The organism is Streptomyces sp. NPDC057438 (assembly GCF_042802995.1).
Lineage (GTDB): Bacteria > Actinomycetota > Actinomycetes > Streptomycetales > Streptomycetaceae > Streptomyces.
In genome coordinates this window covers 1-24,129 of the sequence record NZ_JBHVDD010000118.1, presented here as the reverse complement: position 1 = coordinate 24,129, position 24,129 = coordinate 1, and the positions used below count along the sequence as shown (strand labels likewise).

Genomic DNA, 24,129 nt, shown 5'->3' with positions numbered 1-24,129 from the left:
GTGACCGGAGAGGTTCACCGCGCGGCCCGCACCCGCGCCCACCGCCGGCCGCCGGGAAGCCCGGGAGCGGGCGGCCGGGACGTCAGGCGGCTCCCGCCGGGGTGAGGGCCGGGACGTCCGCTCCGATGAGCCACATCCCCGGGCGGACCTCGACCGCATGCGCGACCGGTGACAGACGGCGCGCGGGATCCGGCGCCAGGCGGGCCGCGGTACGGCGGACGTACTCCGTCCAGCGGCGGTCACCGAGCCGTTCCGCGGCACGCCGGCACTGCTCCAGATGCCGGCCGGCCACCTCCGGGCGGCCCCGCCGCAGGGCCACCAGGGCCAGCCCGTTCAGCGCGGCCACCTCGCCCCGCGCGTCCCCCTCCGCCGAGCACACCGCCAGCGCCCGCCCGTAACGCCGCGCGGCGGGCTCCGCCAGCCCCTGTCCGAGCAGGACGTCGGCCGCGCCGATCCGGCAGCGCGCCACCCCGGCCCGGTCACGGACCAGCTCGAACGCGTGCTGCGCGGCGGTGTGGTGGCGCAGCGCCCGGTCGGCCTGGCGGCGCTGCCAGGCGAGGTCGCCCAGCGAGTACTGGATCACCGCCTCCGCCTCGGTGTTCCCGGCCCGCCGCGCGGCGTCCAGCGCGAGCCGGTGGGTCTCCTCCCACTCCTCCCACGCGGCCCGGGCGTGGAAGTAGCCGGCGGCGCTCCACGCGAGCCGCCACACCAGGGGCCACAGCTCCGCCGCGTGCGTCTGCCGTACGGTCTCCACCAGGCCCGTGGCCTCCTCGCGGAACCATCCCAGGGGGCTCGCGCCGACGACCGTCGCGGCGTCGGTCCCGGGGACCGCGGCGGCGGAGTGGGTCCGCCAGTCCCGTCCCGGGGTGAGCCGTGCGTCCGCGTGGCGGGCCAGTCCGGCGTAGGCCAGGCCCAGCCGCTCGACGGCGTCCCGCCGGGTCCGGGTGGCGGCCGGCTCCGCCTCCCGCAGTTCGGTGGCCAGCACCCGCAGCAGCGAGTGGAAGCCGTAGCGGACCGACTGCCCGTCGGTCCGGGCCTCCAGCAACTGGGCCCGTACGAGTTCCTCGGCCGTCTCCTCCGCCTCCGCCTGCCCGGTGCCGAGCAGGGCCGCGACGGTCCACCCCGTGAAGTCGGGGGCCGGGGCCAGCGACAGCAGCCGGAAGGCGCGCCGCAGCGCGGGGCCGGCCTCCTGATATCCCGTCAGCAGGCTGGAGCGCAGGTCGAGATCGCCCTCGCGCAGGACACCGAGACGGGTCCGCTCGTCGCGCAGCCGGCCCGCCAGCGCGGCGGGGGTGGTGTGCGGCCGTGCCGTCAGGGCCGCCGCGGCCACGCGCAGCGCCAGTGGGAAGTACTCGCACAGCCGGGCGATCTCGGCGGCCGCCGCCGGGTCCTGGGCCATCCGCTCGCCACCGGCGGCCAGCAGCAGTTCCACCGCCTCCTCGGGCCGTACCGCGTCCAGCCCCAGGTGCTCCGCGCCGTCGAGGGCGGCGGCCCGGCGGCGGCCGGTGACGATCACCGTGCCCTCCGCGAAGGCCCGGAGCAGCGGCCGTATCTGCTGCTCGGACGCGGCGTCGTCCAGGAGCAGCAGCATCCGGCGGCCCCGCAGCGCCCGCCGCAGCCGGTCCGTCAGCTCCTCGGGGTCGGTGAGCGGGGCGTCGGAGACGTCGTCGGTGAGACGCCGCAGCAGTGCCGCTCCGGCCTGCGCGGAGCTGAGCGGACGCCCCTGCGGTCCGCGCAGGCCGACCAGCAGGGCGCCGTCCGGGAACAGGTCCGCCGTCCGGTGCGCGAGCCGCAGCGCCAGCGCGGTCTTGCCGACGCCGGCCGGCCCGGACAGGGCCAGGACACGGACCGGGCGCCCGCCGACGCTCCCGCGCAACGCCTTCTCCCCGTACGCCAGTTCCTCGTGGCGGCCGACGAAGCCGGGCGGCGCGGAGGGCAGTGCAGGCGGCGGGCCGGGCAGGGGCCGCGGTCCGCCGGCCGGTTCCGCCGCCCGCCCGGGGCCCTCCGGGTGCGCCGGTGCTCCGCTCTCGCGGCCGAGGTCCGCACGGCCCGCGTTCTCGCGGTCCGTGTTCCGCGCGCCGCGCGGTGGCTGCCAGTCCAGGGAGGGGTCCCGGCGCAGGACGCGTTCGTGCAGCCGGGAAAGGCCCGGGCCCGGTTCGACCCCCAGCTCCTCCACGAGGGAGTGGCGCAGCCGCCCGTACACCCTCAGGGCGTCGGATCCGCGGCCCGTCCGGTACAGCGCCACCATGAGGTGACCGTGCAGGCTCTCCCGCAGCGGGTGCTCGTTGGCCAGGGCCAGCAGCTCCCCGGCGAGTTCCTGGTGGCGGCCCAGCCGCAGGTCGGCGACGATCCGCTGCTCCAGGACCTCCATCCGCAGCTCGTCCAGCCGGATGGCGGCGGACTCCAGCCGCACCCCGTGCGGGATCCCCGACAGGGCCGGGCCCGTCCACAGCGCGAGCGCCTCGTGCAGCAGCCGGGAGGCGTCGGCGAAGTCCCCTTCCTGGTACGCCGTGCGGCCCTCGGCCCGCAGCTGCTCGAAGCAGGGCAGGTCGAACTCCAGCTCAGGAACCGCCAGGAGGTATCCGGGAGCCCGCGTCAGCAGGTCCCCGGCCGGCGTGGGCCCCCCGCTGTCGGCGAGCACCTTGCGCAGCTGGGAGACGTACACCTGGAGGGTGGTGGTCGCGGTGCGCGGTGGTTCCGTCCCCCACAGTTCGTCGATCAGGCTGTGCACCGGGACGACTTCACCGGCCTGCACGAGCAGGGTGGCCAGCAGGGCGCGCGGTTTCGCCGCGGAGGGAGTGCGGGGCGACAGACTCACCGGCCCCAGAACCCGGAAACGCATCGGAGAGCTCCTTGATCAGGAAGACGAGTGGGAGGGGAGGGCGTCGGCCGGTCCGTGCGGCGTGCGGTCAGCAGTCCTGGAGCAGGACGGCCGAGGCGGTGCACAGGACACGGCTGCCCTGGCTGAAGGCGAGCCTGGTCCGCACGGTGGGCCGGCCCGCCTCGTCACGGACCGGCTCGTCCGCGACGACCGTGCAGGTCAGCGGCAGATCGGCATCTCCGAAGCCGCGGAACGACGCCCGCCACCGGGTCAGCATGGCGTGGGCGGGCCGCAGCCCGTGCAGTTCCGCGGCGGCGAGCAGCGACGCCTGCCGGGACGCCTCCAGGAACACCGGACCGGGGACGTGGTCACCGGGTACGGCCGAGAAGATCTCGTGGCCCGGGTCGCCGGCCACCGGCAGGACGAACTCCCCGTACGGTGCCCGCAGCGGCGTTCCCACGATGACATTGCGCGGGTCCCGGCGCCCGACCGACTCCGGCGCCACGACGGGCGGCTCCTCCTGGGAGGCCACGGTCATGGACGCCAGCGGGCGCACCACCGGCGCGGTGCTCCGCAGACTCTCCCGGCGCCCCACCTCGCGGTGCGACCGGTACACCCCGGGCATCAGGAACTGGATCCGCGCGGAAGCGCTCCCACACCCGACGCCGTCGATGGCCACGTCACCGCGGCAGTCGAGGCCGCGCGGGACGCCGTTGACCACGTCCACGGGGACCAGGGTGATGTCCAGGGTCAGATGGGCCGGCCGCCCCGTGGGACGCCACGGGGCGAGGTCGAGGACGTCGAGCCCGCTGGAGACGAACACCGCGGGGCGTTCGGCGGGGACCCGGAAGTACTGGTGGGCGACGAAGTGCGTCGCCTGGCGCAGGGTCTCGGCGACGAAGAGCAGATCGTGGAAGGTGGCCGGCCCGTCGTTGAACGTGCCATGTCCGGCGGGCAGTTCGGCGGAGAGCGCGAAGTGCTGCTCCACCGGAGCGGTGGCGTCCAGCAGGAACCCCTCCGGTGTGACCGGTCTGTGCAGCAGGTGGAGCGGTGCGGCGAGACCTCTGGAGTCCGGGGCGGACGCGGCGGGCTGGGAGGTGAAGGTGATGTCCATGGCAGCTCCTTGTGGGATGGCCCGGGATGCGCGCGGGGTGCGGTCGGCGCGCACAACGCCACAGGGCGGTGGCGAAAGAATTCCGCCACCGCCTCCACGGTGTCCCGGATCACTGGTATCGGCCTGTACCTGGCCTGGAACCGGGCTGTATCACGGCGGAATCGGGCCATCCGGGGGCCGGACGCCGGCCACCGCGAGGTCCGCGCACAGGTCTGCGCGAGGTCTGCCGGGCGTTACGCGGCCCGCGCGGAGACCAGGGGATGGTCCTCGGCGAGCGGTCCCGCCGCGCTCGCTCCGCCGGGTGATCCGAGGTCGGCGAAGACCTCCGCGTCCACCGAGCGGTAGCCGCTCCATTCGGCCGGGACGTCGTCCTCGAAGAAGATCGCCTCCACCGGGCAGACGGGCTCGCAGGCGCCGCAGTCGACGCATTCGTCGGGCTGGATGTAGAGCTTGCGCGGGCCCTCGTAGATGCAGTCGACCGGGCATTCGTCGATGCACGCCCGGTCCTTGACGTCGACACAGGGCTGAGCGATCACATAGGTCATGCTGTCCCTCCCCGGGATGAGCGGTGAAACGGTTGCGGTCGGACGGTTACGGATACGTGCGGGCGGCCGTGGAACCGAGGTCGCGCCCCTGCGGGCGGCCGGCCGCGGCGGACCGGCCGACCCTCCAGGTGTCCTTGCCGGCGAGCAGGGCGGACAGGTCCCCCTTGCCGAACCGGTCGACGGCGGTGTCGAGTTGGTCGGCCATCCGGGTGTCGTAGACGGGGCGTTCGACGCTGCGGAAGACACCGATCGGGGTGTGGTGCAGGGTGTCGGGGTCGGCGAGCCGTGACAGGGCGAACGCGGTGGTGGGGGACGCGGCGTGGGCGTCGTGGACCAGGACGCGGGATTCGTTGTCGGGTGTGACGGTGACGACGTCGAGGTCGCCGGTGGTCTCGTCGCGTACGACGCCTCGGGAGCCGTCCGCGCCGAGGCGGATCTGCCTGCCGTGTTCGAGGCGGATGACCGCTTCCTGTGCCTGCCGACGGTCCTTGAGGGCGTCGAACGCGCCGTCGTTGAAGATGTTGCAGTTCTGGTAGATCTCCACCAGCGCGGTGCCGGGGTGGGCGGCGGCCTGCCGCAGGACGTCGGTGAGGTGTGCGCGGTCGGAGTCGATGGTCCGGGCGACGAAGGAGGCCTCGGCGCCGAGGGCGAGGGAGACCGGGTTGAACGGGGCGTCGAGGGAGCCCATGGGGGTGGACTTGGTGATCTTCCCGACCTCGGAGGTGGGGGAGTACTGCCCCTTCGTCAGGCCGTAGATGCGGTTGTTGAAGAGGAGGATCTTCAGGTTCACGTTGCGGCGCAGGGCGTGGATGAGGTGGTTGCCGCCGATGGAGAGGGCGTCGCCGTCGCCGGTGACGACCCAGACGGACAGGTCGCGCCGCGAGGTGGCGAGCCCGGTGGCGATGGCGGGGGCGCGTCCGTGGATGGAGTGCATCCCGTAGGTGTTCATGTAGTACGGGAAGCGGGAGGAGCAGCCGATGCCGGAGACGAAGGTGATGTTCTCCCTGGCCAGGCCGAGTTCGGGCATGAAGCCCTGGACGGCGGCGAGGATGGCGTAGTCACCGCAGCCGGGGCACCAGCGCACCTCCTGATCGGACTTGAAGTCCTTCGGCTGGAGCCGGAGTTCAGTTCCCACGGATCGTCTCCCGCAGTGTGTGGGCGAGCTGGCCCGCCTTGAACGGTGTGCCGGTGACCTGGGTGCACGAGTGGACGTCGACCAGGTACTTCGCCCGGACGAGCGTGGCGAGCTGACCGAGGTTCATCTCGGGCACGACGACCTGCCGGTACCGGGAGAGCACCTCGCCCAGGTTCTTCGGAAAGGGGTTCAGATGGCGCAGGTGGGCCTGGGCGACAGGTTCCCCGGCCGTCCGCAGCTGCCGTACCGCCGCCGCGACGGGGCCGTAGGTCGACCCCCAGCCCAGGACGAGGGTGTCGGCCCCGTGCGGGTCGTCGACCTCGATGTCGGGGACGTCGATGCCGTCGATCTTCGCCTGGCGGGTGCGGACCATGAGGTCGTGGTTGGCGGGGTCGTAGGAGATGTTGCCGGTGCCGTCCTGTTTCTCGATGCCGCCGATGCGGTGTTCGAGGCCGGGGGTGCCGGGCACGGCCCAGGGGCGGGCCAGGGTCTCGGGGTCGCGTTTGTAGGGCCAGAACACCTCGGTGCCGTCGTCGAGGGTGTGGTTGGGCCCCTGGGCGAACCGCACCCGCAGATCGGGGAGTTCGTCGGTACCGGGGATGCGCCACGGCTCGGAGCCGTTGGCCAGGTAGCCGTCACTGAGCAGGAAGACCGGGGTGCGGTAGGTGACCGCGATCCGGGCGGCCTCGATGGCGGCGTCGAAGCAGTCGGCGGGGGTGCGGGCCGCCACCACCGGCACCGGTGCCTCCCCGTTGCGGCCGTACATGGCCTGGAGGAGGTCGGCCTGTTCGGTCTTGGTGGGCAGGCCGGTGGAGGGGCCGCCGCGCTGGATGGCGACGACGAGCAGGGGCAGTTCGAGGGAGACGGCCAGTCCGATGGTCTCCGACTTCAGTGCCACGCCCGGACCGGAGGTGGTGGTCACCGCGAGCGATCCACCGAACGCGGCCCCCAGCGCGGCGCCGACGGCGGCGATCTCGTCCTCCGCCTGGAAGGTGCGGACGCCGAAGTTCTTGTGGCGCGACAGCTCGTGGAGGATGTCGGAGGCCGGGGTGATGGGGTAGGAGCCGAGGTAGAGGGGGAGTTCGGCCCGGTGGGAGGCGGCGACGAGGCCGTAGGAGAGGGCGAGGTTGCCGCTGATGTTGCGGTAGAGGCCGGGAGGGAAGGCGGCGGTGGCGGGCGCGACCTCGTAGGAGACCGCGAAGTCCTCGGTGGTTTCGCCGAAGTTCCAGCCGGCCCGGAACGCGGCGAGGTTGGCGGCCGCGATCTCGGGCTTCTTGGCGAACTTGGCGGCCAGGAACTTCTCGGTGCCTTCGGTGGGGCGGTGGTACATCCAGGAGAGCAGGCCGAGCGCGAACATGTTCTTGCTGCGTTCGGCCTCCTTGCGGCTGAGGTCGAAGGCGGTGAGCGCTTCGACGGTCAGCGTGGTCAGGGGGACGGGGTGGACGCGGTAGGCGTCCAGCGAGCCGTCGTCCAGGGGGCTGGTGGCGTAGCCGACCTTCTGCAGGGCGCGCCGACTGAACTCGTCGGTGTTGACGATGATCTCCGCGCCGCGGGGGAGGTCGGCGAGGTTGGCCTTGAGGGCGGCGGGGTTCATGGCGACCAGGACGTCGGGTGCGTCGCCGGGGGTGAGGATGTCGTGGTCGGCGAAGTGCAGCTGGAAGGAGGAGACGCCCGGCAGGGTGCCCGCGGGGGCGCGGATCTCGGCGGGGAAGTTCGGCAGGGTCGACAGATCGTTCCCGAACGACGCCGTCTCGGAGGTGAAACGGTCGCCCGTGAGCTGCATCCCGTCACCGGAATCCCCGGCGAACCGGATGACCACCCCGTCCAGGCGGCGCACGTCCTTGGTGCGGATCCCGGCCGGCGTCGGCACGGCCTCTTCGATGTCCACGGTGTCTACCGTCACGCGTCTCGTCTCCTCTGGCTTTCCGCTGTCCGGCGCCGCTGCGTGGGCCGGGCCCTGCCTTAGCGCTCGCGTCGTCCCGGTGGGCGGGAACGTGCCGGCAGGGCCTGCCTGACCGGGACGCTAGGCAGGCCGCCTTGCGCCGGGCCAAAGCGCCCCGCGCCCCTCCGTGTGGCGCTGCCGGCCGCCCGCCGCCGGTTCAGCGGAGGTTCAGCGGTTCTCCAGAGCGGCTCGCGACCCTTCTCACGGCCGGTGGACAGCCGGACCCGGCGTTCCCCTCACCCGGCGGCGCCCCGGACGGCCCTGCCCGTCGTCAGCGCCCGCCGTCACCGGACACCGCCGCGCACCGGCCCGCCCGGCCCGCCCGGCCCAAGCCTCTTCCCCTCTTCGCCACCGAATGAAGGAGCACACCTTGGACGCGTCAGCCCCGGCCTCCCGCCGAACCCTGCTGAGAGTCGCCACCGCCGCCACCGTGGGCGGGGCGCTCGCCGCCACTCCGCTGCCGGCGTTCGCGAAGTCCGCCCGCTGCCCGCTGCCGCGCACGCTCAGCGTCACCGCCCCGGGCCTGTACCCCGAGGGTGTCGCCTGGGACCCCACGAGGAAGGCGTTCCTCGTCGGGTCCAGCGCGCAGGGCACGATCTCGGTGGTCCGGGCGGACGGCTCCGTGACCCCGCTGGTGGCCCCGTTCGCCCAGGTGTCGGTCCTCGGCATCACCGTGGACGCGCCCCGCCGCCGGGTCCTGGCCGCCTACACCGACTACTTCTTCCGGATGATGGGCATCATCGACCCCTCGCTGCCCCCGGTGTCCGGCGTCGGCGTCTTCGACCTCGCCACCGGTGCCGTGCGGCACCTGGTCGACGTGTCCGACGGACAGCCCCTGCCCCGCGCCAACGACCTCACCGTCGACCGCAACGGCACCATCCACGTCACCGACACCGGCGTCGACACGGTCACCACCGTGAGCCGCGACGGCGAGGTCCTGAAGGTCCTGCGCGACGACCGCTTCGCCACCGCCGACACCGGTCCGAACGGCATCGTCCAGCACCCCGCCGGCTTCCTCCTCATGGGCAGGTACGAGGGCGGCCGCCTCTTCCGCATCGACCGCCCCTGCTCGGCGCGGCCGAAGGTCAGCGAGGTCCGTCTGGACGGGGCGCCGGCCTCCCTCGACGGCATGGCGCTGCGCCCCGACGGCTCGCTGGTCGTCGTCTCCAACGACCTGTCGCTGTCCGGCGGACGCCAGAGCCCGGACGCCGTCCTGGTACTGCGCTCCACCGACGGCTGGCGCACCGCCCGCACCGTCCAGCGCCAGACCTGGCCGCACGAGGACCCCACCACGGTGACCGTGACCCCGTACGGCGACTACGTGGTCAGCGGTGGACTCCGGGAGATCCTCACCGGCGTCCCCTCGACCACGCCCGGCACGTTCCACCTGCGCCGCCGCTGACGGCACCGGTCGGCGTCCCCGGGCGTCCGGGGCCGCGTACGACGCCGCGGGCGCCGTAGCCGACCCGGCACACCCCACTCACCCCGACGTCCCGGGAGCCCCCATGACCGCAGTGACCAAAGACAACCCGCCCCCCGAAACCGCGCCGCCCCCCGGCGCGTTCACCGCCCTCGCCCGGCTGACCGGCAGCCGGGCCCGGCTGCTGCTCGTGCTCACCGTGATCCTGCTGGCCGGGGCCGTCGTCCTCGGCAGCGGTGTGGCCGACCGGCTGCGCAGCGGTGGCAGCGGAGGCGTCGTCGACCCCTCCTCCGAGTCCTCCTACGCCGCGGGCGTCCTGGAACGGGAGTTCCCCGGCGCCCGCCCCAACCTCGTCCTGCTGGCCCGGGCCGGCACCGGGGTCGACGACGCCGACGTGGCCCGCCAGGGCCGGGAGCTGGCGGCCCGGCTCGCCGACGAGCCGGGCGTCACCGGCGTCACCTCCTACTGGGACACCGGCTCCGGCGCGCTGCGCTCGAAGGACGGCAGGGAAGCCCTGGTGGTGGCCCGGCTCACCGGGGACGAACTGGAGGCCGACCGCACCCTGGAGAACCGGATCGTCGGGCACTTCGACGGACGGCGGGGCGATCTCACCGTCCGGATCGGCGGCAGCGTCGCCGTCCAGAACGAGCAGCAGACCTTCATCCGAGAAGACCTCGTGCGCGCCGAGGTCATCGCGCTGCCGATCACGCTCCTCATCCTCATGGTCGTGTTCGGCAGCGCGGTCGCCGCACTGCTGCCGATCGGCATCGGGGTGATCGCGATCCTCGGCACCAACGCGGTGCTGCGGGTCCTCACCTCCTTCACCGACGTCTCCGTCTTCGCCACCAACCTCACCACCGCCCTCGGCCTGGGCCTCGCCATCGACTACGCGCTGCTGATCGTGCGCCGCTACCGCGAGGAACTCGCCACCGGCCGGGACACGTCCGGCGCGCTCGCCGTCACCCTCAACACGGCCGGGCGGACCGTGCTGTTCTCGGCCGCGACGGTCGCCGTCTCACTCGCCGCGATGCTGGTGTTCCCGCTCTATTTCCTGCGGTCCCTCGCCTATGCCGGGATCAGTGTGGTGGTCCTCGCCGCCGTCGCCGCCCTGGTGGTGCTGCCGGCCCTGCTCGCCGTCCTGGGCCGGCGCATCGACTCCCTCGACGTACGCAAGCTGATCCGGCGCCGCTCCCGTGAGCGCCGGGAGCCCGACGCGACCGGAGCCGGCTGGGCCCGGCTGGCCCGGGGGGTGATGCGGCGCGCGCCGCTGGTCGCCACCGGCACCCTGGCCGTACTGCTGCTCCTCGGCGCCCCCTTCCTGAACGTCGACTTCGGCACCGCCGACTACCGGCAGCTGCCCGCGTCCGCCGACTCCCGGGTGGTGCAGGAGCACATCAGGGACCGTTTCCAGGGCAGTCCCACCGGGGCGGTCGAGGTCGTCACACGGCAGGCGCCCGCCGCCGGACTGGGCGAGTACGCCGAGCGGCTGTCCCGGATCCCCGGGGTCCTGCGGGTGGACGCGCCGACCGGCACCTACTCCGACGGCCGGGCCACCGGACCGGCGCAGCCGGGCCGGACCTCCGGTGAGATCGCGTACGTCACCGTGGTGCCCGGTGTGGAGGCCGTCTCCGACGAGGGCAAGGAACTGGTGCGCGACGTCAGGGCGGTGGACACGGACTTCCCCGCCTCCGCCTCCGGGACGACCGCGGCCCTGATCGACAGCCAGGCGGCCATCGGACGCGGTCTGCCGTGGGCGGTCGGCATCATCGTGCTCGCCACCCTGGTCCTGGTGTTCCTGCTCACCGGCAGTGTGCTCGTGCCGCTCCAGGCCGTGCTGCTGAACGCGCTCAGCCTCACCGCGATGCTGGGGGCCGTGGTGTGGGTCTTCCAGGACGGGCACCTGTCGGGGCTGCTCGGCTTCACCCCGACCGGGAGCATCGAGACGGCCCTGCCGGTGCTGATGTTCTGCCTCGCGTTCGGACTCTCCATGGACTACGGGGTGTTCCTGCTCTCCCGCGTCAAGGAGGAGCACGAGCGCACGCACGACCACCGGGCCGCCGTGGTGGAGGGCATCCGCTCCACCGGCGGTGTCATCACCGCCGCCGCGCTGGTCCTGTCGGTGGTCATGGTGGCCATCGGCACGTCCCGGATCACCAACACGAAGATGCTCGGACTGGGAGTCGCCCTGGCCATCCTCATGGACGCCATGGTGATCCGTACGCTCCTCGTCCCCGCCGTGCTCTCGCTCACCGGCCGGGCGACCTGGTGGGCCCCCGGGCCGCTGCGCCGGCTGCACGCGCGGTTCGGCATCCGTGAGGGCGGCCCGGCACCGGACGCTCCGGCCGAGCGGGGGGCGCCGACACCGACACCGGAGGAGACGGACAAGGAGAAGGACAGGGAGAAGGACAGGGAACGGGCGGACACGGTCGGCGCGGCGGCCGGAAAGCCGTCCGGCTGACGGAACGCCGGCTCAGCGAACCCAGGGTGCGGGAGGACCTCCACAGGTCCTCCCGCACCTCTTTGCCAGGGCACAAGCGACCGCCGTTAGCGTCCGGGCAACGCGTCGGGCGGACGCCGCGGCAGCCCCGCACGAACGCCCGCCCACTACCCGCCAACTCCCGGCCACCCGGCCACTCGACCGTCCGGCCACCCGGCCACTCGACCGTCCGGCCACTCGGCCGTCCGGCTACCAGGCGGTCCGGCCACCCGGCCGTCCGGAGGACGGGACACGCCGAGACGGTCGGCCCGAGCCCGTCCGGATCATCCGTACCTGCCACCCCGCCCCGAGCCGACGAGATCAGCGAGACCCACCGGGTCCACCGGATCACCGGGTCCACCGGATCACCGGGTCCACCGGATCACCGGGTCCACCGGGTCCACGAGGCCCACCAGACCGCTGGATCGACCAGAACCACCAGATCCACCACGGCCACCAGATCCACCACGGCCACCAGGCCCCACGACCACCAGGCCCACCACAGCCAACAGACCCACCAGACCCACCAGATCGACCAAAGCAAGGGGGACCAGTCCGATGACGTCCACACAACCGACCGGGCCACAGGCGCGGTCCGTACGCCGCGTGGCGGCGGGTGAGGGGAGCGCCATGGCCGTCGACACGATCGTCGTCGACTACGGAGGAGTGCTGACCAACCCGCTCGTGGAGACCTTCGCCGCCTTCGCCGAGCTGGCCGGTATCGAGCCGGCCGACCTCGCCCAGGCGTTCCTGGCGGCGACGGAACTCCACGGGGAGACCCCGATGGCGGCCCTGGAGACCGGCGCGATCACCGAGCGCCAGATGGTGGACCGGATCCTCGCGCAGCTCCCCGAGGGAGCGGGCCGGATCCTGGCGGACGGACGCGGTTTCGGCGAGCTGTGGTTCCGGGGCCGTCGCCCCAACGAGCCGTTCCTGTCGTTCCTGCGCGCCCTGCGCCGCGACGGCTACCGGCTCGCCCTGCTCACCAACAACGTCCGCGAGTGGGAACCGCTGTGGCGCGCCCAGGTGCCCGTCGACGAACTCTTCGACGTGGTCGTGGACTCGCACCGGGAGGGCGTGCGCAAGCCGGACCCGGCGATCTACCGAATCCTCCTCGACCGGCTCGGCACCCCGGCGAAGCGGTGCCTGTTCGTCGACGACACGGACGAGAACTGCCGGGCCGCGACCGAACTCGGCATGCGGGCGGTGCGGTTCGCCGACACCGACAGCGCCGTCCGGGAGATCTCGGGCCTGCTGCACCGCCCGGTGGCCGTTGCCGCCGGCGCCGCGGGAGGTGTCCGGTGACGGCCCCGGCGGTGCTGGTCGTCGGCGCCGGGCCCACCGGGCTCAGCGCCGCCTGCGCGCTGTGGGACCTCGGGGTGCCGTGCCGGGTCGTCGACCGCCGTCCCGGTCCCGGCATCGCCCCCAAGGGGCTGGTGCTGTGGAGCGGTGCGCTCGAATGCCTGGAGCGTCTGGGGGTCGCCGAGAAGCTGACGGGGACCGCCCTGCCGCTGGCAGGGGCGTCGTACTGGTCGAACGGCAGGCGTATCGCCGGTGCGCGGTTCGGCAACCTGACGGGCACCGCGTTCCCCGGCCCCCTCTGCGTGCCGCAGCCGGTCACCGAACGGGCGCTGCTTCGGCGGCTGACGGAGCTGGGCGGCACGGTGGAGTGGGACACCGAGGTCACGGCGGTGACCGTGCAGCGCGGTGGCCCCGGGGAGTCGGTGACCGTCACCTTGAGCGTGGCCGGGGGCGAGGAGCCGGTGACGGTGTCCTGGCTCGTCGCCGCCGACGGCGCCCGCAGCCTGGTGCGCGACAGCGTCGGCATCCCCTTCGAGGGGCACACCTTCGACCGTACGTTCCTGATCGGGGACGGTCTGCTGGAGGGCGCGTCCGCGGAGGCCGAGGTCCAGCACCACATCACGCCCGACGGGGTGCTGGTGATCGTCCCCCAGCCCGAGGGACACCGGGTCTTCTTCGACACGGAACCGGACGAGCGGACCGAACCGCCCTCCGAACGCCAGCTGCAGCGGCTCCTCGACGAGCGGGGGCCGGGCGGACTGCGTCTGCACGGCACCTGGTGGACCAGCCGCTTCCGGGTGCACGCCAGGGTCGCCCCGAGGTTCCGCGAGGGCCCGGTGCTGCTGGCGGGCGACGCGGTGCACGCCCACACCACCGCAGGCGGCCAGGGCCTCAACACCGGCGTCCAGGACGGCTACGACGTCGGCTGGAAGCTGGCGAGCGTGGTGCGCGGCGCCGATCCGGCGCTGCTCGACAGCTACGAGGCCGAACGCCGCCCCGCGTCGGTGCGGGCGGTCGCCAACGGGGAGAAGCAGACCCGGATGTGGCTGCTGCGCAGCCCGGCGGCCCGGCTCGTGCGGGACACGGTGATGCGGGTGCTGTCCGCCACCGGCCTGCTGGAGCGCAAGGCGATCCCCCTGCTCGCCCAGCTCGACCTGGACCACTCCGGGAGCCCGGCGGTGACCGCGTCCGGCGGTGGCGCGGGCGTGCCGGGGGCACTGCGGCCCGGACGGCGTGCGCCCGACGTGGCACTGACCCCGGTGCACGGCCCGGCGCCGGCGACGCCGCACGCCCGTCCGGCGGCCGGCAGGCACACGCTCCTGGTGTACGGCGCCGGGGACGCCGGTGAGTCGGCCGCGCGGGCCGCGCGGGCGGTACGGGAACGGGGCGCGGGTGACATGGTCCACGTGCTGTGGATCCAGCCCCGGGACACCGCCGACGGGCCGGTCCCCGAGGGCGGCGCCGGATTCGCCGTCGCCCGCGAGCAGGACCACACGCTCGGCGGGACCGGCGCCCGCTGGGTGGCGTACGTACGGCCGGACGGTGTCGTCGCGGCCTGCTCGGGGCCGGCCGGCCTCGACGGGCTGATCGCCCGGCTTCCGTCCCGTCCGGCCCTGACGGCGCCGGTCCCCGCCGAACTGCCCTGACCGGGCCGGGCCAACCGATCGCGACACCGAGACTTTGCTGGAAGGACCGAACATGAGCATCTCCACGTCCGCCCTCGTGCCCGAGACGGCCCCGGCGTGCCCACCGGCGCCCGAGGCGGAACTGAGCTACGACGCGACCGTTCCCCGCACCCTGGTCCACCGGGCCTCGATCGCCGAGGTCTTCGTGACCGACTCGGCGCAGACGGGCGAGGACGCGTACGCCGTCGCCGCCCAGCTGCCGCGCGGCCATCTGATCGGGGAGGACTCCCCGGCGTACGACTTCACCCTGCTGGTGGAAGTGGTGCGGCAGGCCGGGGTCCTGATCGCCCACCGTCATCTGGAAGTCGAGCTGGGCTCGGCGTTCATCTTCCGGGACCTGCGGCTGCGGGTCACCGCGTTCGAGCCGTTGCGCATCGGCCGGCGGCCGGCCGACCTTCGGGTCGACGTGACCGTGAAGACCCGGCGCAACAGGGCGGGCCGGGTCCAGGGGTTCACCTTCACCGGGGACGTCGCCGTCGACGGGCGGCCCGCGATGCACGGGGAGGGCGGGCTGCTGATCCTGTCCAGGACCGCGTACCAGGCCATGCGGAGCAGGCGGCAGTTGCCGGACCATCCCGGTTTCCTGCTCCCGCGCTTCACGGCGGCCGAACCGTGCTCCGTGGGGCGGCGCGACGCCAGGAACGTGTTCGTCACCGAACCCGTCACGGACGGCCAACCGGGACGTTTCGCGTGCCAGTTGGTGGTGGACACCAGTCATCCGCACGTCTTCGACCATCCGCTGGACCATGTGCCGGGCCATCTGCAGATGGAGGCGGCACGGCAGTTGGCGGTGGCCTCCGTGGCCCGGCTGCACGGCCTCGACCCGTGCAGTCTGTCGGTCGCCTCCATCGAGACCGATTTCACCGACTACGCCGAGCTGGACCGGATCACCAGTCTCCGGGCGACGGTCGGCGGATTCCGGTCGGACGAGGCGCTGGGCACCTTCACCATTCCGGTCGCGGTGGAGGCCGTACAAGAGGACACGGTCACCACGGCCATGCGACTCGAAGTGGCGCAATACGCGCAAAATTAAGTGAACTTTAAAGGGAATCGCTCTCTGATCTTTTACGGCCACTCTCTGTCAAGTAGTGTCCTCGTCGAACGGGCCGTCCTGATCGTCGCGGCCCGACGGGGGGAGCGCAGTGATCCGCATCCTGCTCGCCGAGGACATGCACATGGTCCGGGGGGCGTTGGTCGCCCTGCTGACCTTGGAGGACGACCTCACGGTGGTCGCCGAGGTCGAGCGGGGGGACCGGATCGTTCCCACGGCCCTGGAGTGTGTGCCCGATGTCGCCGTCATCGACGTCGACCTGCCCGGTCTCGACGGACTGAGCGCGGCGGCCCAACTGGCCGGGCAGCTGCCCTCGTGCCGCACGTTGATCCTGACCAGCCTCGGCCGCCCGGGCACGCTCCGCAAGGCGCTCGCGGCCCAGGTGGGCGGTTTCCTCCTCAAGGACGCGCCCCCGGACCGGCTGGCCGACGCGGTACGGGACGTCGCGGCGGGGAAGCGGGTGATCGACCCCCAACTGGCCCTCGCGGCCTTCGACAACGGGGAGAACCCGCTGACGCCCCGTGAGACGGAGGTGCTGCGGATGGCCGCCGACGGGGCGGAGGCGGCGGACATCGCAAGCCGGCTGTTCCTCTCGGTGGGCACGGTGCGCAACTACCTGACGACCGTCGTCACCAAGCTCAACGCGCGCAACCGCGTCGACGCGATCCGGGTGGCCAGGGAGAGCGGCTGGCTGTGAGACGACGAGGGCCGGGCGAGTGGTCGGACCACTCGCCCGGCCCTCCTGCGTCCCTCCGCCCGCGGGCCCCGTTCCCGCTCAGCCGGCGTGCCGGGCGGGCCGGGGCAGCGGGGCGGTGGCCCGCAGGACGAACCACCCCTCCTCGTCCAGCCCGGACGTCAGCCGGCCCCCGACCGACGCCAGCCGGAACTGCAGGTTGCCGAGGCCGCTGCCGTCCGCCCCGGACGACGGGTCCCGGAAGCCCGTCATGGTCTTCTGCACCCCGTCGTTGGCGATGGTGAGCACCAGCTCGCCCGCGGACGACTTCCGGCAGTCGATGCGGCAGTGCTCCGCCTTGCTGTGGCGCAGCAGGTTGGTGATGGCCTCCCGGAGCACGGTGGCCATGATGGTGTTCACCTCCCCCTCGGGAGGCTCCGCACGGCACCGCACCTCCGCCTGGATGCCCGCCGCGGCGAGGACCGCCTGCGCGGACACGGCCTCGGTGGTCAGGGACATGTCCCGGTAGCCGCGGGCGACCGTGCGTACGTCGGCGAGCGCCTGCCGGGAGATCTCCAGGATGCTCCTGAGCTCCTCCAGTGCCCGGTCGGGCGCCGCGGGCACCAGACGGCAGGCCAGTTCGCTCTTGAGGGTCACGGCGGACAGGCTGAAGCCGAGCAGGTCGTGCAGGTCCCGGGCGAAGCGGAGCCGCTCCTGGGTGACGGCCAGCCGGGCGAGTTCCGTCTGGGCCGCGTGCACCTCGACCACCAGCTGGGCGAGCCGGTTGAGGCCGTACACGATCAGTCCCGTGAGCACGGTGGCGACGGTGATGTACGCCGAGTCGACGAGGTCCTTGCCCAGCAGCGGCCCGGTCGCGGCGGCCGCCACGGCGACCAGCCCGAACAGCGGCCAGGCCACCGACGGCCGGAGCACCAGGAGCAGCGAGGCGCCCAGGAAGCCCGCCATCCCGCCCCACCCGAACCCCAGGACGAACAGCGGCAGATAGGTCATCAGCGCCTGCAGCGTGAGCGTCCACCGGTACCAGCGGGCCCGGAAGCGCCGGAACCGCTGTGCGGTGTGCACCAGTTGGAGAAGGAAGACCAGGCTGAAGCCGAACGCCGAGGCGACCAGGGTGAGTGGTCCCGGTTCCGCGTCCGCGATGTTCAGAAAGCCGGTGAGGACGAACCCGCACTCGACGATCAGTACGACACTCCGGGCGAGCCGGGGCGGCGGGGCACTGAGGCCCAGGAACCGCACCGCCGCCGGCAGAGGGGGGTTGCCGCCTGCGCCGCCGTCGGCGGCGTCCTCTAAGGAAATGCCGGCATCTGTCTTTGCCTCCGGCGCGGCTGCCTCCATGAAAACCCCTCACACTGAACGGGATCAAGGAGCGATCAGTCTATGCGGGTTCTTTGAACTTTAAGCAATAAATGTAGGACTCATGGATCAACTGTGCGCTTTACATGGATGGTTGGTGACGGCGTCCGGTGCCATGCCGAGGGCGAAGCCGCCCACGCTCGGCTCGGTCAGCCAGTCGGTGCCCGTGGTGCGGGCGGCGAGTTCGATGTCACCGCTGCCCAGGGCGCAGGAGGCCAGGCCCATCGCGGTCCCGATCAGATACAGGTTCTGGATCACCGCGCCGACGTGCTTCAGCGTCAGCGCGTAGGGCAGACCGCTGTACTTCCACGACAGCCGGTGGATGCGTGAGGTGATGGTGATGACCACGGCGGGCGGGGCGTCCAGCCCGGCGGAGATCTGCGCCTCCGCGAGCAGTTCCGCCGTCACCGCGTCCGTGCCGTCGTCGCCGACCCGCACCAGGCAGTGCTCCAGCGGCGCGTAGTAGTGGGTGCCCGAGGGGATTCCGGCGCAGTCCCGGACGGTGAGGTAGAACTCGAGTTCGTAGGCGCGGCCGCCGCTGGGGTACGGCCGGTCGGTGTACTCCTCCTCGTGCCGGCCCTCGCCATGCCGCTCGGGCAGACCGCGGACCCGCACGGCCCGGTACAGGAACTCGCCCAGTACGGCGGCGGTCAGCCGCTGCGAGCCGTAGGACCGGATGCTGCGGCGCTCCTCCACCGCCGCGGTGAGCGGCGGATCCGCGGCCGCCGCCTCGCTCAGGGAGGGCCGGGGGAGGAGGAGGCGCGGGCCGTCCGGCAGCGGCTTGACCGCCGGGGCGGGAGGCAGGCACCCGGCGAGCGGATAGGTCGCACCGAAGTCCGCGTCGTGCCTGCCGAGGGTGGAACGGCTGTGGAACAGCAGGTCGACCGCGCCCCACGACAGCAGCGCCGGGTCCGTGTCCTCCGCGAACACCGGAACCGTGTCGCCGCTCCTGCCCTCCTCGTCCGCGCCCGTCCGGGAGGGCAGGTCCCCGACGGCGGGCTCCTGCTCGGCGGCAAGGAGCATGCCGGTCCCCAGCAGATGGGCGACGATCTCCGTGACCGCCGGGGCGGCCAGGGGAACGGCCGCCACGATCTCGTCGACGGTGTGCGCGCGACCGAGCATGCCGATCACCCAGGCGGCCTCCGGGCCGTGCACCACGACCCGGTACAGCGACACGGGGCTCTCCAGGACGAAACCCTCGCCCTCGCTGCGCAGGAACGCGAAGCGTGACAGCCGCACCGGACGGCCGCGGTCGACGGTGTCCGGCCGGTAACGCGCCGACTGCACGATCGGGACCACCGACAGCAGCGGCTGTTCGGCGTCCTCCAGCATCAGCGAACGCACCACCAGGTGCCGCAACCGGTGCAGCAGCATCAGTATCTCGGCCTGCTCGTCCGCGGCGGTGGCCGTGCGCCCCTCGGGGGAGGAGGGGCGCACGGAGTTTCCGGCCGCCAGCTCGGCCACCACGTTGGCCAGGGAGATCGGGCCGAGACTCATCCGCCGCAGGGCCTCACGGACCAGCGGGCCCGCCCGGTGCAGCCGGGTCTCCCCCCAGCGTCCGGACAGCACCACGGGACCGGCCGGATCCCCCGCGTCCACCAGGACGTCCTCCCGGAGCGACCACAGGGCGACACAGCGCCGGTCGCCGTGCGTCGTCGCGGCTGTGCTGAACGGCCTTTCGGCGGGCATCGAGGGCTCCTGGGGGACGGGAACGGCGGTGGGGCGCCGTTCCGGACGAACGATCAGGCGATCAGACGAACAAGGGGACGGGATTGAGGTCCTCGTACGGCGTCGGCGCGGCCAGCCGGCCCAACCGCACGGGTACGTCGAACAGCCGGCCCGGCGCGAACCGGGCCCAGAAGTGGCGCAGGCCCGGTACGACGACTTTCATGACCGGAATCCCGATGTCGGGTCGGGTCTGGTCGAGCACCAGCAGATCCATGCCGTGCCCGCGCAGCAGCTCCACGACGGCCTCCACGTCGTCCCGCAGGTCCGGACGGCTGCGGAAGACGAAGTCGGCCGGGCCGCGCGCCGGTTGCGAGGGATCGGGCAGCAGATGGGGCTGGTTGGCGACGGTCGCCCCCCACCACCAGCCGAGCGGTCCGGGGTCCGTCGTGCCGTACCCCGTGCCGTCGGGCCGGGCGCCGGTCACCGCGGGCAGCAGCTGGCTCATCTCGGTCAGCGCACGGCGCAGCGCGACGGCCGGATCGAAGTGCGCGCCGAACCCGAACATGATGTCCTCGGCGGGCTTGTCGGTGCGCCGCGAGAGGGCCGCGAACACCGGGACGCCGAGGTCGGCGGTCAGGTCCAGCACCCACACCTCACGGTTCAAATGCCGGTAGACGTCGAGCAGTTGCCCGGTCCAGCCGTCGCCGAAACCGCCCGCGCCGTCCAGCCGTACGCCGGGCTGCCGGGTGCGGTTGTACCACCACAGGGCCACGGCGTCCCGCTCGACGAGTTCCAGGAACCCGTGCAGGATCGCGTCCTCCGGGCTGCTGCCGGCGGCGTTGCCGTTGGAGTCGGCGCGCAGCGAGCGACGGCCCGCCACCGGCGGGGTCGACCCGTCGAGGGAGCCCGGGAAGTACAGCAGGCCGGTCGGCAGGAGCCGCTGGCGTCCCTCGGTGAGCGACCACACCGGGGTCCAGTCCACCGGAGCCCGGTCGTCGAAGGGTTCGGGAACGTACTGGAACGCGCCGTGCAGGGCGTTCCACCGCTCGCGGTCCCGGAACTGCCGGGCGGCGAACAACTGGCAGGCGTCCGGGGAGACGGCCGCGTCCCCGAGGCCGCGCAGGCTGTCCCTGATGCGCGGCTCGTCCCCCTGAAGGGTGCCGCTGTACCGTTCCAGCGCCTCGCACATGGCGCTCACCTCGGCGTCCAGCGCCGTGGCGCCCTTGCCGCCGCTGAGCTGACGCAGCCCGGCCCGCAGCCGTGCGAGGTCGGTTCCGCCCAGCGCGGCGTTACGGCCCGCCAGATAGCAGTGCAGACCCGCCGGCGCCCTCGGGTCCCTGCGGATCTCCTCGATCACCCCGGTCACCGGGCTGACCAGATGCTGGTACCGGTCACGGACCTCCTCGGGGGAGCACGCCCGGTACCCCCCTCCGGCGTGCGGCGTCTTGGGCCGGGAGGCGAGCGTCACCGGCCGCAGGACCTGCCGCGCGACGAGGCCGGGGTCGCCGCAGCCCGGACACTGCGGGCGGCGCCGCAGCTCGTGGTGACGGGTCGTCAGGGAGAGGGTGTCCAGCGTCAGGACCGCGGACTGGCCCGGATAGCGGTAGCCGGCCAGCCACTTCGCCGTCTCCAGCGCGGTGAGCTGCGCTGCCGCGGCGGCCGTCGGCGGCAGCTGGGCCGCGGGCCGGGGCACCGGCCCGGTCAGGCCGAGCGCCCGCCGCACCGGGGCCTCGCAGAGCCGGTGGCCGCGCAGCCGGTGCGCCAGGCACGACCAGCAGGGGCCGGCGCCCGGCTGGAACACCGGACCGACCCACGCGGTCGAGGCACCGGGCCTGGCCAGCAGCCAGGGCCGTCCCGTGGCCCGGTGCAGGGCGTCGATCTCGCGCAGCTCGGGGTTCAGGTAGTCGTCGCAGACGACGAGGGACAGCCGGGTGACGTCCTCCCCGGCCACGCGGTGCGCCCCGTGGTCGTGTCCGTCGTGAAAGCCGTCCGCGAGGACCGCCAGTCCCGCGGCCCGGCACGCCTCGGCCACTCCCTCCGCGCTCGCGCCGCCCACCGTCAGGATCTCCAGGGGTGCGGCGGCCACCTGCCGCAGCGCCGCCGTGCCGTCCAGCCCGGCCAGCTCCCAGTACGCGCGGGCGGGCCGCACCGGGTCGTCGGAGCCGCCGCCGACCGGGGCCGGCGTCGCGTACCCCACGAGACCGGCCTGCGCGAGCCTGCCGATCAGTCGTCCCGCCCGCTCGGGCGGGATCTCGGGGGCCGCGTCCCGCAGCACGGACGGCAGGTCCCTCGTGCCGTCCAGCAGGGGGACCAGGGCCTCGATGTGATCGCCCTGCAGAGCGGTCACCCCCCGGTCGGACAGCAGATAGGCCGCGTCGTCGGCGACGACCTCCGCCCTGAGATGGCTGCGGAATCCCACGAGCCGCCGGTCGTGCGTTCTCGGCACCCGCGCGGGACGCTCGCCGAAGAGAGCGGTCACCGCGCGGCCGCCCGGCTCCCGCCCGACGCGGCCGTGTACCGGTGCTCCGGGGCCGGCGACAGGCAGAAGCAGAGGAACGCGTGGGCGGTTCCCGGCCGGGAGAGCTCCTCGATGGTCAGCTCACCCACCGGGTTCTCCGGCAGCGACGGCGGCTGCTGGCCCTGGGCCAGCGTGACGCCGAACTCGTCGAGCACAGAACGGGCGTCCACCTGGTAGCGGCGCGAAAGCTCCGGCTCCAGCCACGCCTGTGCGACCAGCTCCATGAACCGCAGTTCCTGGGCGGGGGTCCGGTCGAGGCCCACGGCGTGGTCCGTGCCGCACGCACCGTCGAGAGTGGAAATAACGCCTTCGTGCACGTTGCCCTCCGTTGAACCTGTGGGTGATGGGTCGGACGTCGCCGTGGTCGGACCGGCAGACAGGATTCTTCGGGGACCGGGGTCGTCACCGACAGTGTTCCGTTCATGCCTCACGTGTGAATTCGTCATGGGTCAGCTTCTCGGTAATTCACGCGCGGGCGATGAAGCGATCACTGGGGCCGCGCGCGCCTCCGTGCCACTGTGGAGAGCTCCGAAACGCAAGCCGAGCGGTTTTGGCTGGAGGGAGTCCACATATGGAGGTCCGGGTCCTGGGGCCGCTCGTCGCCCAGCTCGACCACACGTCCGTAGTGCCCAGCGCGGCCAAGCCCCGCCAGGTGCTCGCCCTGCTGGCCCTGCACGCCGGCCAGGTCGTGACCGTGTCCACGCTGCTCGACGAACTGTGGGGGGACGCCCCGCCGCGCACCGCGCCCGCCACCCTCCAGACGTACATACGGCAACTGCGCCGCAGACTGGGGCAGGTGCTGGGCCCGACCGCGGTACGCGGGCCGAAGGACATCCTGTGCACGCGCTACGGCGGCTACGCGCTGGACGTGGCCGGGCCCGATGACGCCACGCGGTTCCAGCGGCTGTCCGTGGCCGGGCAGACGGCACTGCGGGAGGGCGCCGCCCGGGAGGCGTCCGCGCTGCTGCACCAGGCGCTGGCGCTGTGGCGCGGACCCGCCCTGGCCGATGTGCAGATCGGCCGGGCGCTGGAGGTCGAGACGGTACGGCTGGAGGAGACCAGGCTGGGCGCCCTGGACGCCAGGATCGAGGCCGACATGCGGCTCGGCCGGCACGCCGCGCTGCTCGGGGAGCTGACCGCGCTGGCCGCCCAGCACCCGCTGCACGAGACCGTGCACGCGCAGCTGATGCTCGCGCTGTACCGCTCGGGCCGGCCCTCCCACGCCCTCGGCATCTACCAGCGGCTGCGCCAGTGTCTGATCCGGGAGCTCGCGCTGGAGCCGTCGACCCGGCTGCAGCGGCTGCACCAGGCGATCCTGCGGGCCGACCCGGTCCTGGAGTCACCGGATCCGGCCGTGCCCGGCGGCGACGGACCGCGCCTCGCGCCGCTCACGCCCGCCTCGGTCTGACCCCTGCCTCCAGCGGGCCCACCTGGGGCGTTCCTCTCTCCGCCCGGGGCGTTTGGCGGCCCTTAAGCGCCGCTGCCGACGCTGGGGGCACGGCGGGTACTGGCCACCTGGTGGCCACCGCGCAACGAGAGGAGTTCCGGTCACTATGACGCGCTATCTGAGACGCGGTGGTCCACGCCACGACGGTCGCCTGCGCATGTTCTGCTTCCCCTACGCGGGCGGGGGCGCCTCCGCCTACGCCGGGTGGCAGCGTCGGCTGGGGACCGGGGTCGAGGTACTGCCGGTGCAGTTGCCGGGCCGTGAGGGCCGGATGACGGAGCAGCGCTTCACCGACCTCCCCGCGCTCGTGGCCGACCTGGACCGGGAGCTGGGCGGGGAACTCGACCACCCGCACGTGCTGTTCGGGCACAGCATGGGGGCGCTCGTCGCCTTCGCCCTGGCCCAGCACCGCCGGGCGCGCGGCGAACGGCTCCCCCTCGCGCTCCTCCTCGGGGCCCACCGCGCCCCGCACCTGCCGGCCCCGCCCCTCACCCACGGCTATGTGGCGGACGACGCGGAACTCATGCGCGGGCTGGCCGCGCTGGGAGGTCTGCCCCGGGTGCTGCTGGACCGGCCGGAGTGGCTGGCGGCGCTGCTGCCGGTCGTCCGGGGCGACCTGATGCTCTGTGAGGGCGCCGGGAGCGTGGACCGCACCCCGCTGCCGGTCCCGCTGCACACCTTCGCCGGGGCCGACGACCGCCTGGTGACGGTCCCCGAGGTGAGGGAGTGGTCCCTGTACTCCACCGACATGTGCGAGACCGTGGTGGTGCCGGGCGGCCACTTCTACATCAGGGACCAGGAGAGCGCCTTCCTCGACCTGCTCTCCGAGGTGCTGCGCCGGTACGAGACCGTCCACCGCACGGGTGTGGGCGGCCGTGACTTCGCCGAAGCCTCACGGACGGTCGGTGTCTGACGCACCGTGAAACCGGCCGGCGGGCCGTCCGCTCCCCGCGGGGAG

Annotated in this window: 17 protein-coding genes and 1 pseudogene; 8 read left to right on the top strand and 10 right to left on the bottom strand. The window is 73.4% G+C overall.

Annotated elements, in window-relative coordinates; all coding sequences use genetic code 11:
- Nucleotides 1–82: 82 nt before the first annotated feature.
- The 5 genes and pseudogenes from ACFU5F_RS38475 to ACFU5F_RS38455 all read right to left on the bottom strand — a co-directional run bounded on the left by ACFU5F_RS38475 (nt 83) and on the right by ACFU5F_RS38455 (nt 7,518).
- On the bottom strand, nt 83–2,842 hold the full coding sequence (locus ACFU5F_RS38475) for a BTAD domain-containing putative transcriptional regulator (RefSeq protein ID WP_383897814.1): 2,760 nt from the start codon (nt 2,840–2,842) through the stop codon (nt 83–85).
- A 67-nt stretch (nt 2,843–2,909) separates the two neighbouring features.
- Nucleotides 2,910–3,935 (bottom strand): AfsA-related hotdog domain-containing protein, encoded by a 1,026-nt coding sequence (locus ACFU5F_RS38470; RefSeq protein ID WP_383897812.1) that lies wholly within the window; start codon nt 3,933–3,935, stop codon nt 2,910–2,912.
- Nucleotides 3,936–4,168: 233 nt separating this feature from the next.
- The gene (fdxA, locus tag ACFU5F_RS38465; protein ID WP_383897810.1) at nt 4,169–4,480 is read right to left on the bottom strand and encodes a ferredoxin; all 312 of its coding nucleotides are present in this window, start codon (nt 4,478–4,480) and stop codon (nt 4,169–4,171) included.
- Between the two features lie 118 nt (nt 4,481–4,598).
- Nucleotides 4,599–5,615: pseudogene (locus ACFU5F_RS38460) on the bottom strand (2-oxoacid:ferredoxin oxidoreductase subunit beta); the annotation flags it as partial.
- Nucleotides 5,605–7,518 carry a 2-oxoacid:acceptor oxidoreductase subunit alpha gene (locus ACFU5F_RS38455; RefSeq protein ID WP_383897808.1) on the bottom strand — a complete coding sequence of 638 codons (1,914 nt, stop codon included), beginning with the start codon at nt 7,516–7,518 and terminating at the stop codon, nt 5,605–5,607. The gene ACFU5F_RS38455 and the pseudogene ACFU5F_RS38460, both read right to left, overlap by 11 nt.
- 409 nt (nt 7,519–7,927) lie before the next feature.
- Here ACFU5F_RS38455 and ACFU5F_RS38450 point away from each other — a divergent pair, with 409 nt between their 5' ends.
- Nucleotides 7,928–8,959 (top strand): SMP-30/gluconolactonase/LRE family protein, encoded by a 1,032-nt coding sequence (locus ACFU5F_RS38450; RefSeq protein WP_383897807.1) that lies wholly within the window; start codon nt 7,928–7,930, stop codon nt 8,957–8,959.
- Between the two features lie 103 nt (nt 8,960–9,062).
- Nucleotides 9,063–11,435 carry an MMPL family transporter gene (locus ACFU5F_RS38445; RefSeq protein WP_383897805.1) on the top strand — a complete coding sequence of 791 codons (2,373 nt, stop codon included), beginning with the start codon at nt 9,063–9,065 and terminating at the stop codon, nt 11,433–11,435.
- 400 nt (nt 11,436–11,835) lie between these two features.
- On the opposite strand, the gene ACFU5F_RS38440 is transcribed toward ACFU5F_RS38445, so the two are convergent.
- Nucleotides 11,836–11,997, bottom strand: a complete 162-nt coding sequence (locus tag ACFU5F_RS38440) for a hypothetical protein (protein ID WP_383897803.1) — start codon at nt 11,995–11,997, stop codon at nt 11,836–11,838.
- A gap of 14 nt (nt 11,998–12,011) precedes the next feature.
- Between ACFU5F_RS38440 and ACFU5F_RS38435 the strand changes: the two genes are divergently transcribed.
- The 4 genes from ACFU5F_RS38435 (at nt 12,012) to ACFU5F_RS38420 (ending at nt 16,188) form a co-directional block, all read left to right on the top strand.
- On the top strand, nt 12,012–12,758 hold the full coding sequence (locus ACFU5F_RS38435; protein ID WP_383897801.1) for an HAD family hydrolase: 747 nt from the start codon (nt 12,012–12,014) through the stop codon (nt 12,756–12,758).
- Nucleotides 12,755–14,401 (top strand): FAD-dependent monooxygenase, encoded by a 1,647-nt coding sequence (locus ACFU5F_RS38430; RefSeq protein ID WP_383897799.1) that lies wholly within the window; start codon nt 12,755–12,757, stop codon nt 14,399–14,401. The genes ACFU5F_RS38435 and ACFU5F_RS38430 overlap by 4 nt, the downstream gene beginning before the upstream one ends.
- Nucleotides 14,402–14,453: 52 nt before the next feature.
- Nucleotides 14,454–15,473, top strand: coding sequence for a ScbA/BarX family gamma-butyrolactone biosynthesis protein (locus tag ACFU5F_RS38425; protein WP_383897797.1), 1,020 nt, complete (start codon nt 14,454–14,456; stop codon nt 15,471–15,473).
- A gap of 109 nt (nt 15,474–15,582) precedes the next feature.
- Nucleotides 15,583–16,188, top strand: a complete 606-nt coding sequence (locus ACFU5F_RS38420; protein WP_383897796.1) for a DNA-binding response regulator — start codon at nt 15,583–15,585, stop codon at nt 16,186–16,188.
- Nucleotides 16,189–16,266: 78 nt separating this feature from the next.
- On the opposite strand, the gene ACFU5F_RS38415 is transcribed toward ACFU5F_RS38420, so the two are convergent.
- The 4 genes from ACFU5F_RS38415 to ACFU5F_RS38400 form a co-directional block, all read right to left on the bottom strand.
- The gene (locus ACFU5F_RS38415) at nt 16,267–17,520 is read right to left on the bottom strand and encodes a sensor histidine kinase (RefSeq protein ID WP_383897794.1); all 1,254 of its coding nucleotides are present in this window, start codon (nt 17,518–17,520) and stop codon (nt 16,267–16,269) included.
- Between the two features lie 87 nt (nt 17,521–17,607).
- Nucleotides 17,608–19,227 carry a SagB family peptide dehydrogenase gene (locus tag ACFU5F_RS38410; RefSeq protein ID WP_383897792.1) on the bottom strand — a complete coding sequence of 540 codons (1,620 nt, stop codon included), beginning with the start codon at nt 19,225–19,227 and terminating at the stop codon, nt 17,608–17,610.
- A 61-nt stretch (nt 19,228–19,288) separates the two neighbouring features.
- The gene (locus ACFU5F_RS38405) at nt 19,289–21,685 is read right to left on the bottom strand and encodes a TOMM precursor leader peptide-binding protein (protein WP_383897790.1); all 2,397 of its coding nucleotides are present in this window, start codon (nt 21,683–21,685) and stop codon (nt 19,289–19,291) included.
- Nucleotides 21,682–22,041, bottom strand: coding sequence for a TIGR04351 family putative TOMM peptide (locus tag ACFU5F_RS38400; RefSeq protein ID WP_383897788.1), 360 nt, complete (start codon nt 22,039–22,041; stop codon nt 21,682–21,684). Before ACFU5F_RS38400 ends, ACFU5F_RS38405 begins: the two co-directional genes overlap by 4 nt.
- A 254-nt stretch (nt 22,042–22,295) precedes the next feature.
- Here ACFU5F_RS38400 and ACFU5F_RS38395 point away from each other — a divergent pair, with 254 nt between their 5' ends.
- Both ACFU5F_RS38395 and ACFU5F_RS38390 read left to right on the top strand, forming a co-directional pair.
- Complete coding sequence (locus ACFU5F_RS38395) at nt 22,296–23,132, top strand: BTAD domain-containing putative transcriptional regulator (protein WP_383897787.1); 837 nt, start codon at nt 22,296–22,298, stop codon at nt 23,130–23,132.
- A 145-nt stretch (nt 23,133–23,277) separates the two neighbouring features.
- The gene (locus ACFU5F_RS38390; RefSeq protein ID WP_383897785.1) at nt 23,278–24,084 is read left to right on the top strand and encodes a thioesterase II family protein; all 807 of its coding nucleotides are present in this window, start codon (nt 23,278–23,280) and stop codon (nt 24,082–24,084) included.
- Nucleotides 24,085–24,129 lie beyond the last annotated feature (45 nt).

Coding starts and splice junctions, on each gene's coding strand:
- ACFU5F_RS38475 (WP_383897814.1), bottom strand. CDS start 2,842: ATGCGTTTCCGGGTTCTGGGGCCGGTGAGTCTGTCGCCCCGCACTCCC.
- ACFU5F_RS38470 (WP_383897812.1), bottom strand. CDS start 3,935: ATGGACATCACCTTCACCTCCCAGCCCGCCGCGTCCGCCCCGGACTCC.
- fdxA (WP_383897810.1), bottom strand. CDS start 4,480: ATGACCTATGTGATCGCTCAGCCCTGTGTCGACGTCAAGGACCGGGCG.
- ACFU5F_RS38445 (WP_383897805.1), top strand. CDS start 9,063: ATGACCGCAGTGACCAAAGACAACCCGCCCCCCGAAACCGCGCCGCCC.
- ACFU5F_RS38435 (WP_383897801.1), top strand. CDS start 12,012: ATGACGTCCACACAACCGACCGGGCCACAGGCGCGGTCCGTACGCCGC.
- ACFU5F_RS38425 (WP_383897797.1), top strand. CDS start 14,454: ATGAGCATCTCCACGTCCGCCCTCGTGCCCGAGACGGCCCCGGCGTGC.
- ACFU5F_RS38415 (WP_383897794.1), bottom strand. CDS start 17,520: ATGGAGGCAGCCGCGCCGGAGGCAAAGACAGATGCCGGCATTTCCTTA.
- ACFU5F_RS38410 (WP_383897792.1), bottom strand. CDS start 19,227: ATGCCCGCCGAAAGGCCGTTCAGCACAGCCGCGACGACGCACGGCGAC.
- ACFU5F_RS38395 (WP_383897787.1), top strand. CDS start 22,296: ATGGAGGTCCGGGTCCTGGGGCCGCTCGTCGCCCAGCTCGACCACACG.
- ACFU5F_RS38390 (WP_383897785.1), top strand. CDS start 23,278: ATGACGCGCTATCTGAGACGCGGTGGTCCACGCCACGACGGTCGCCTG.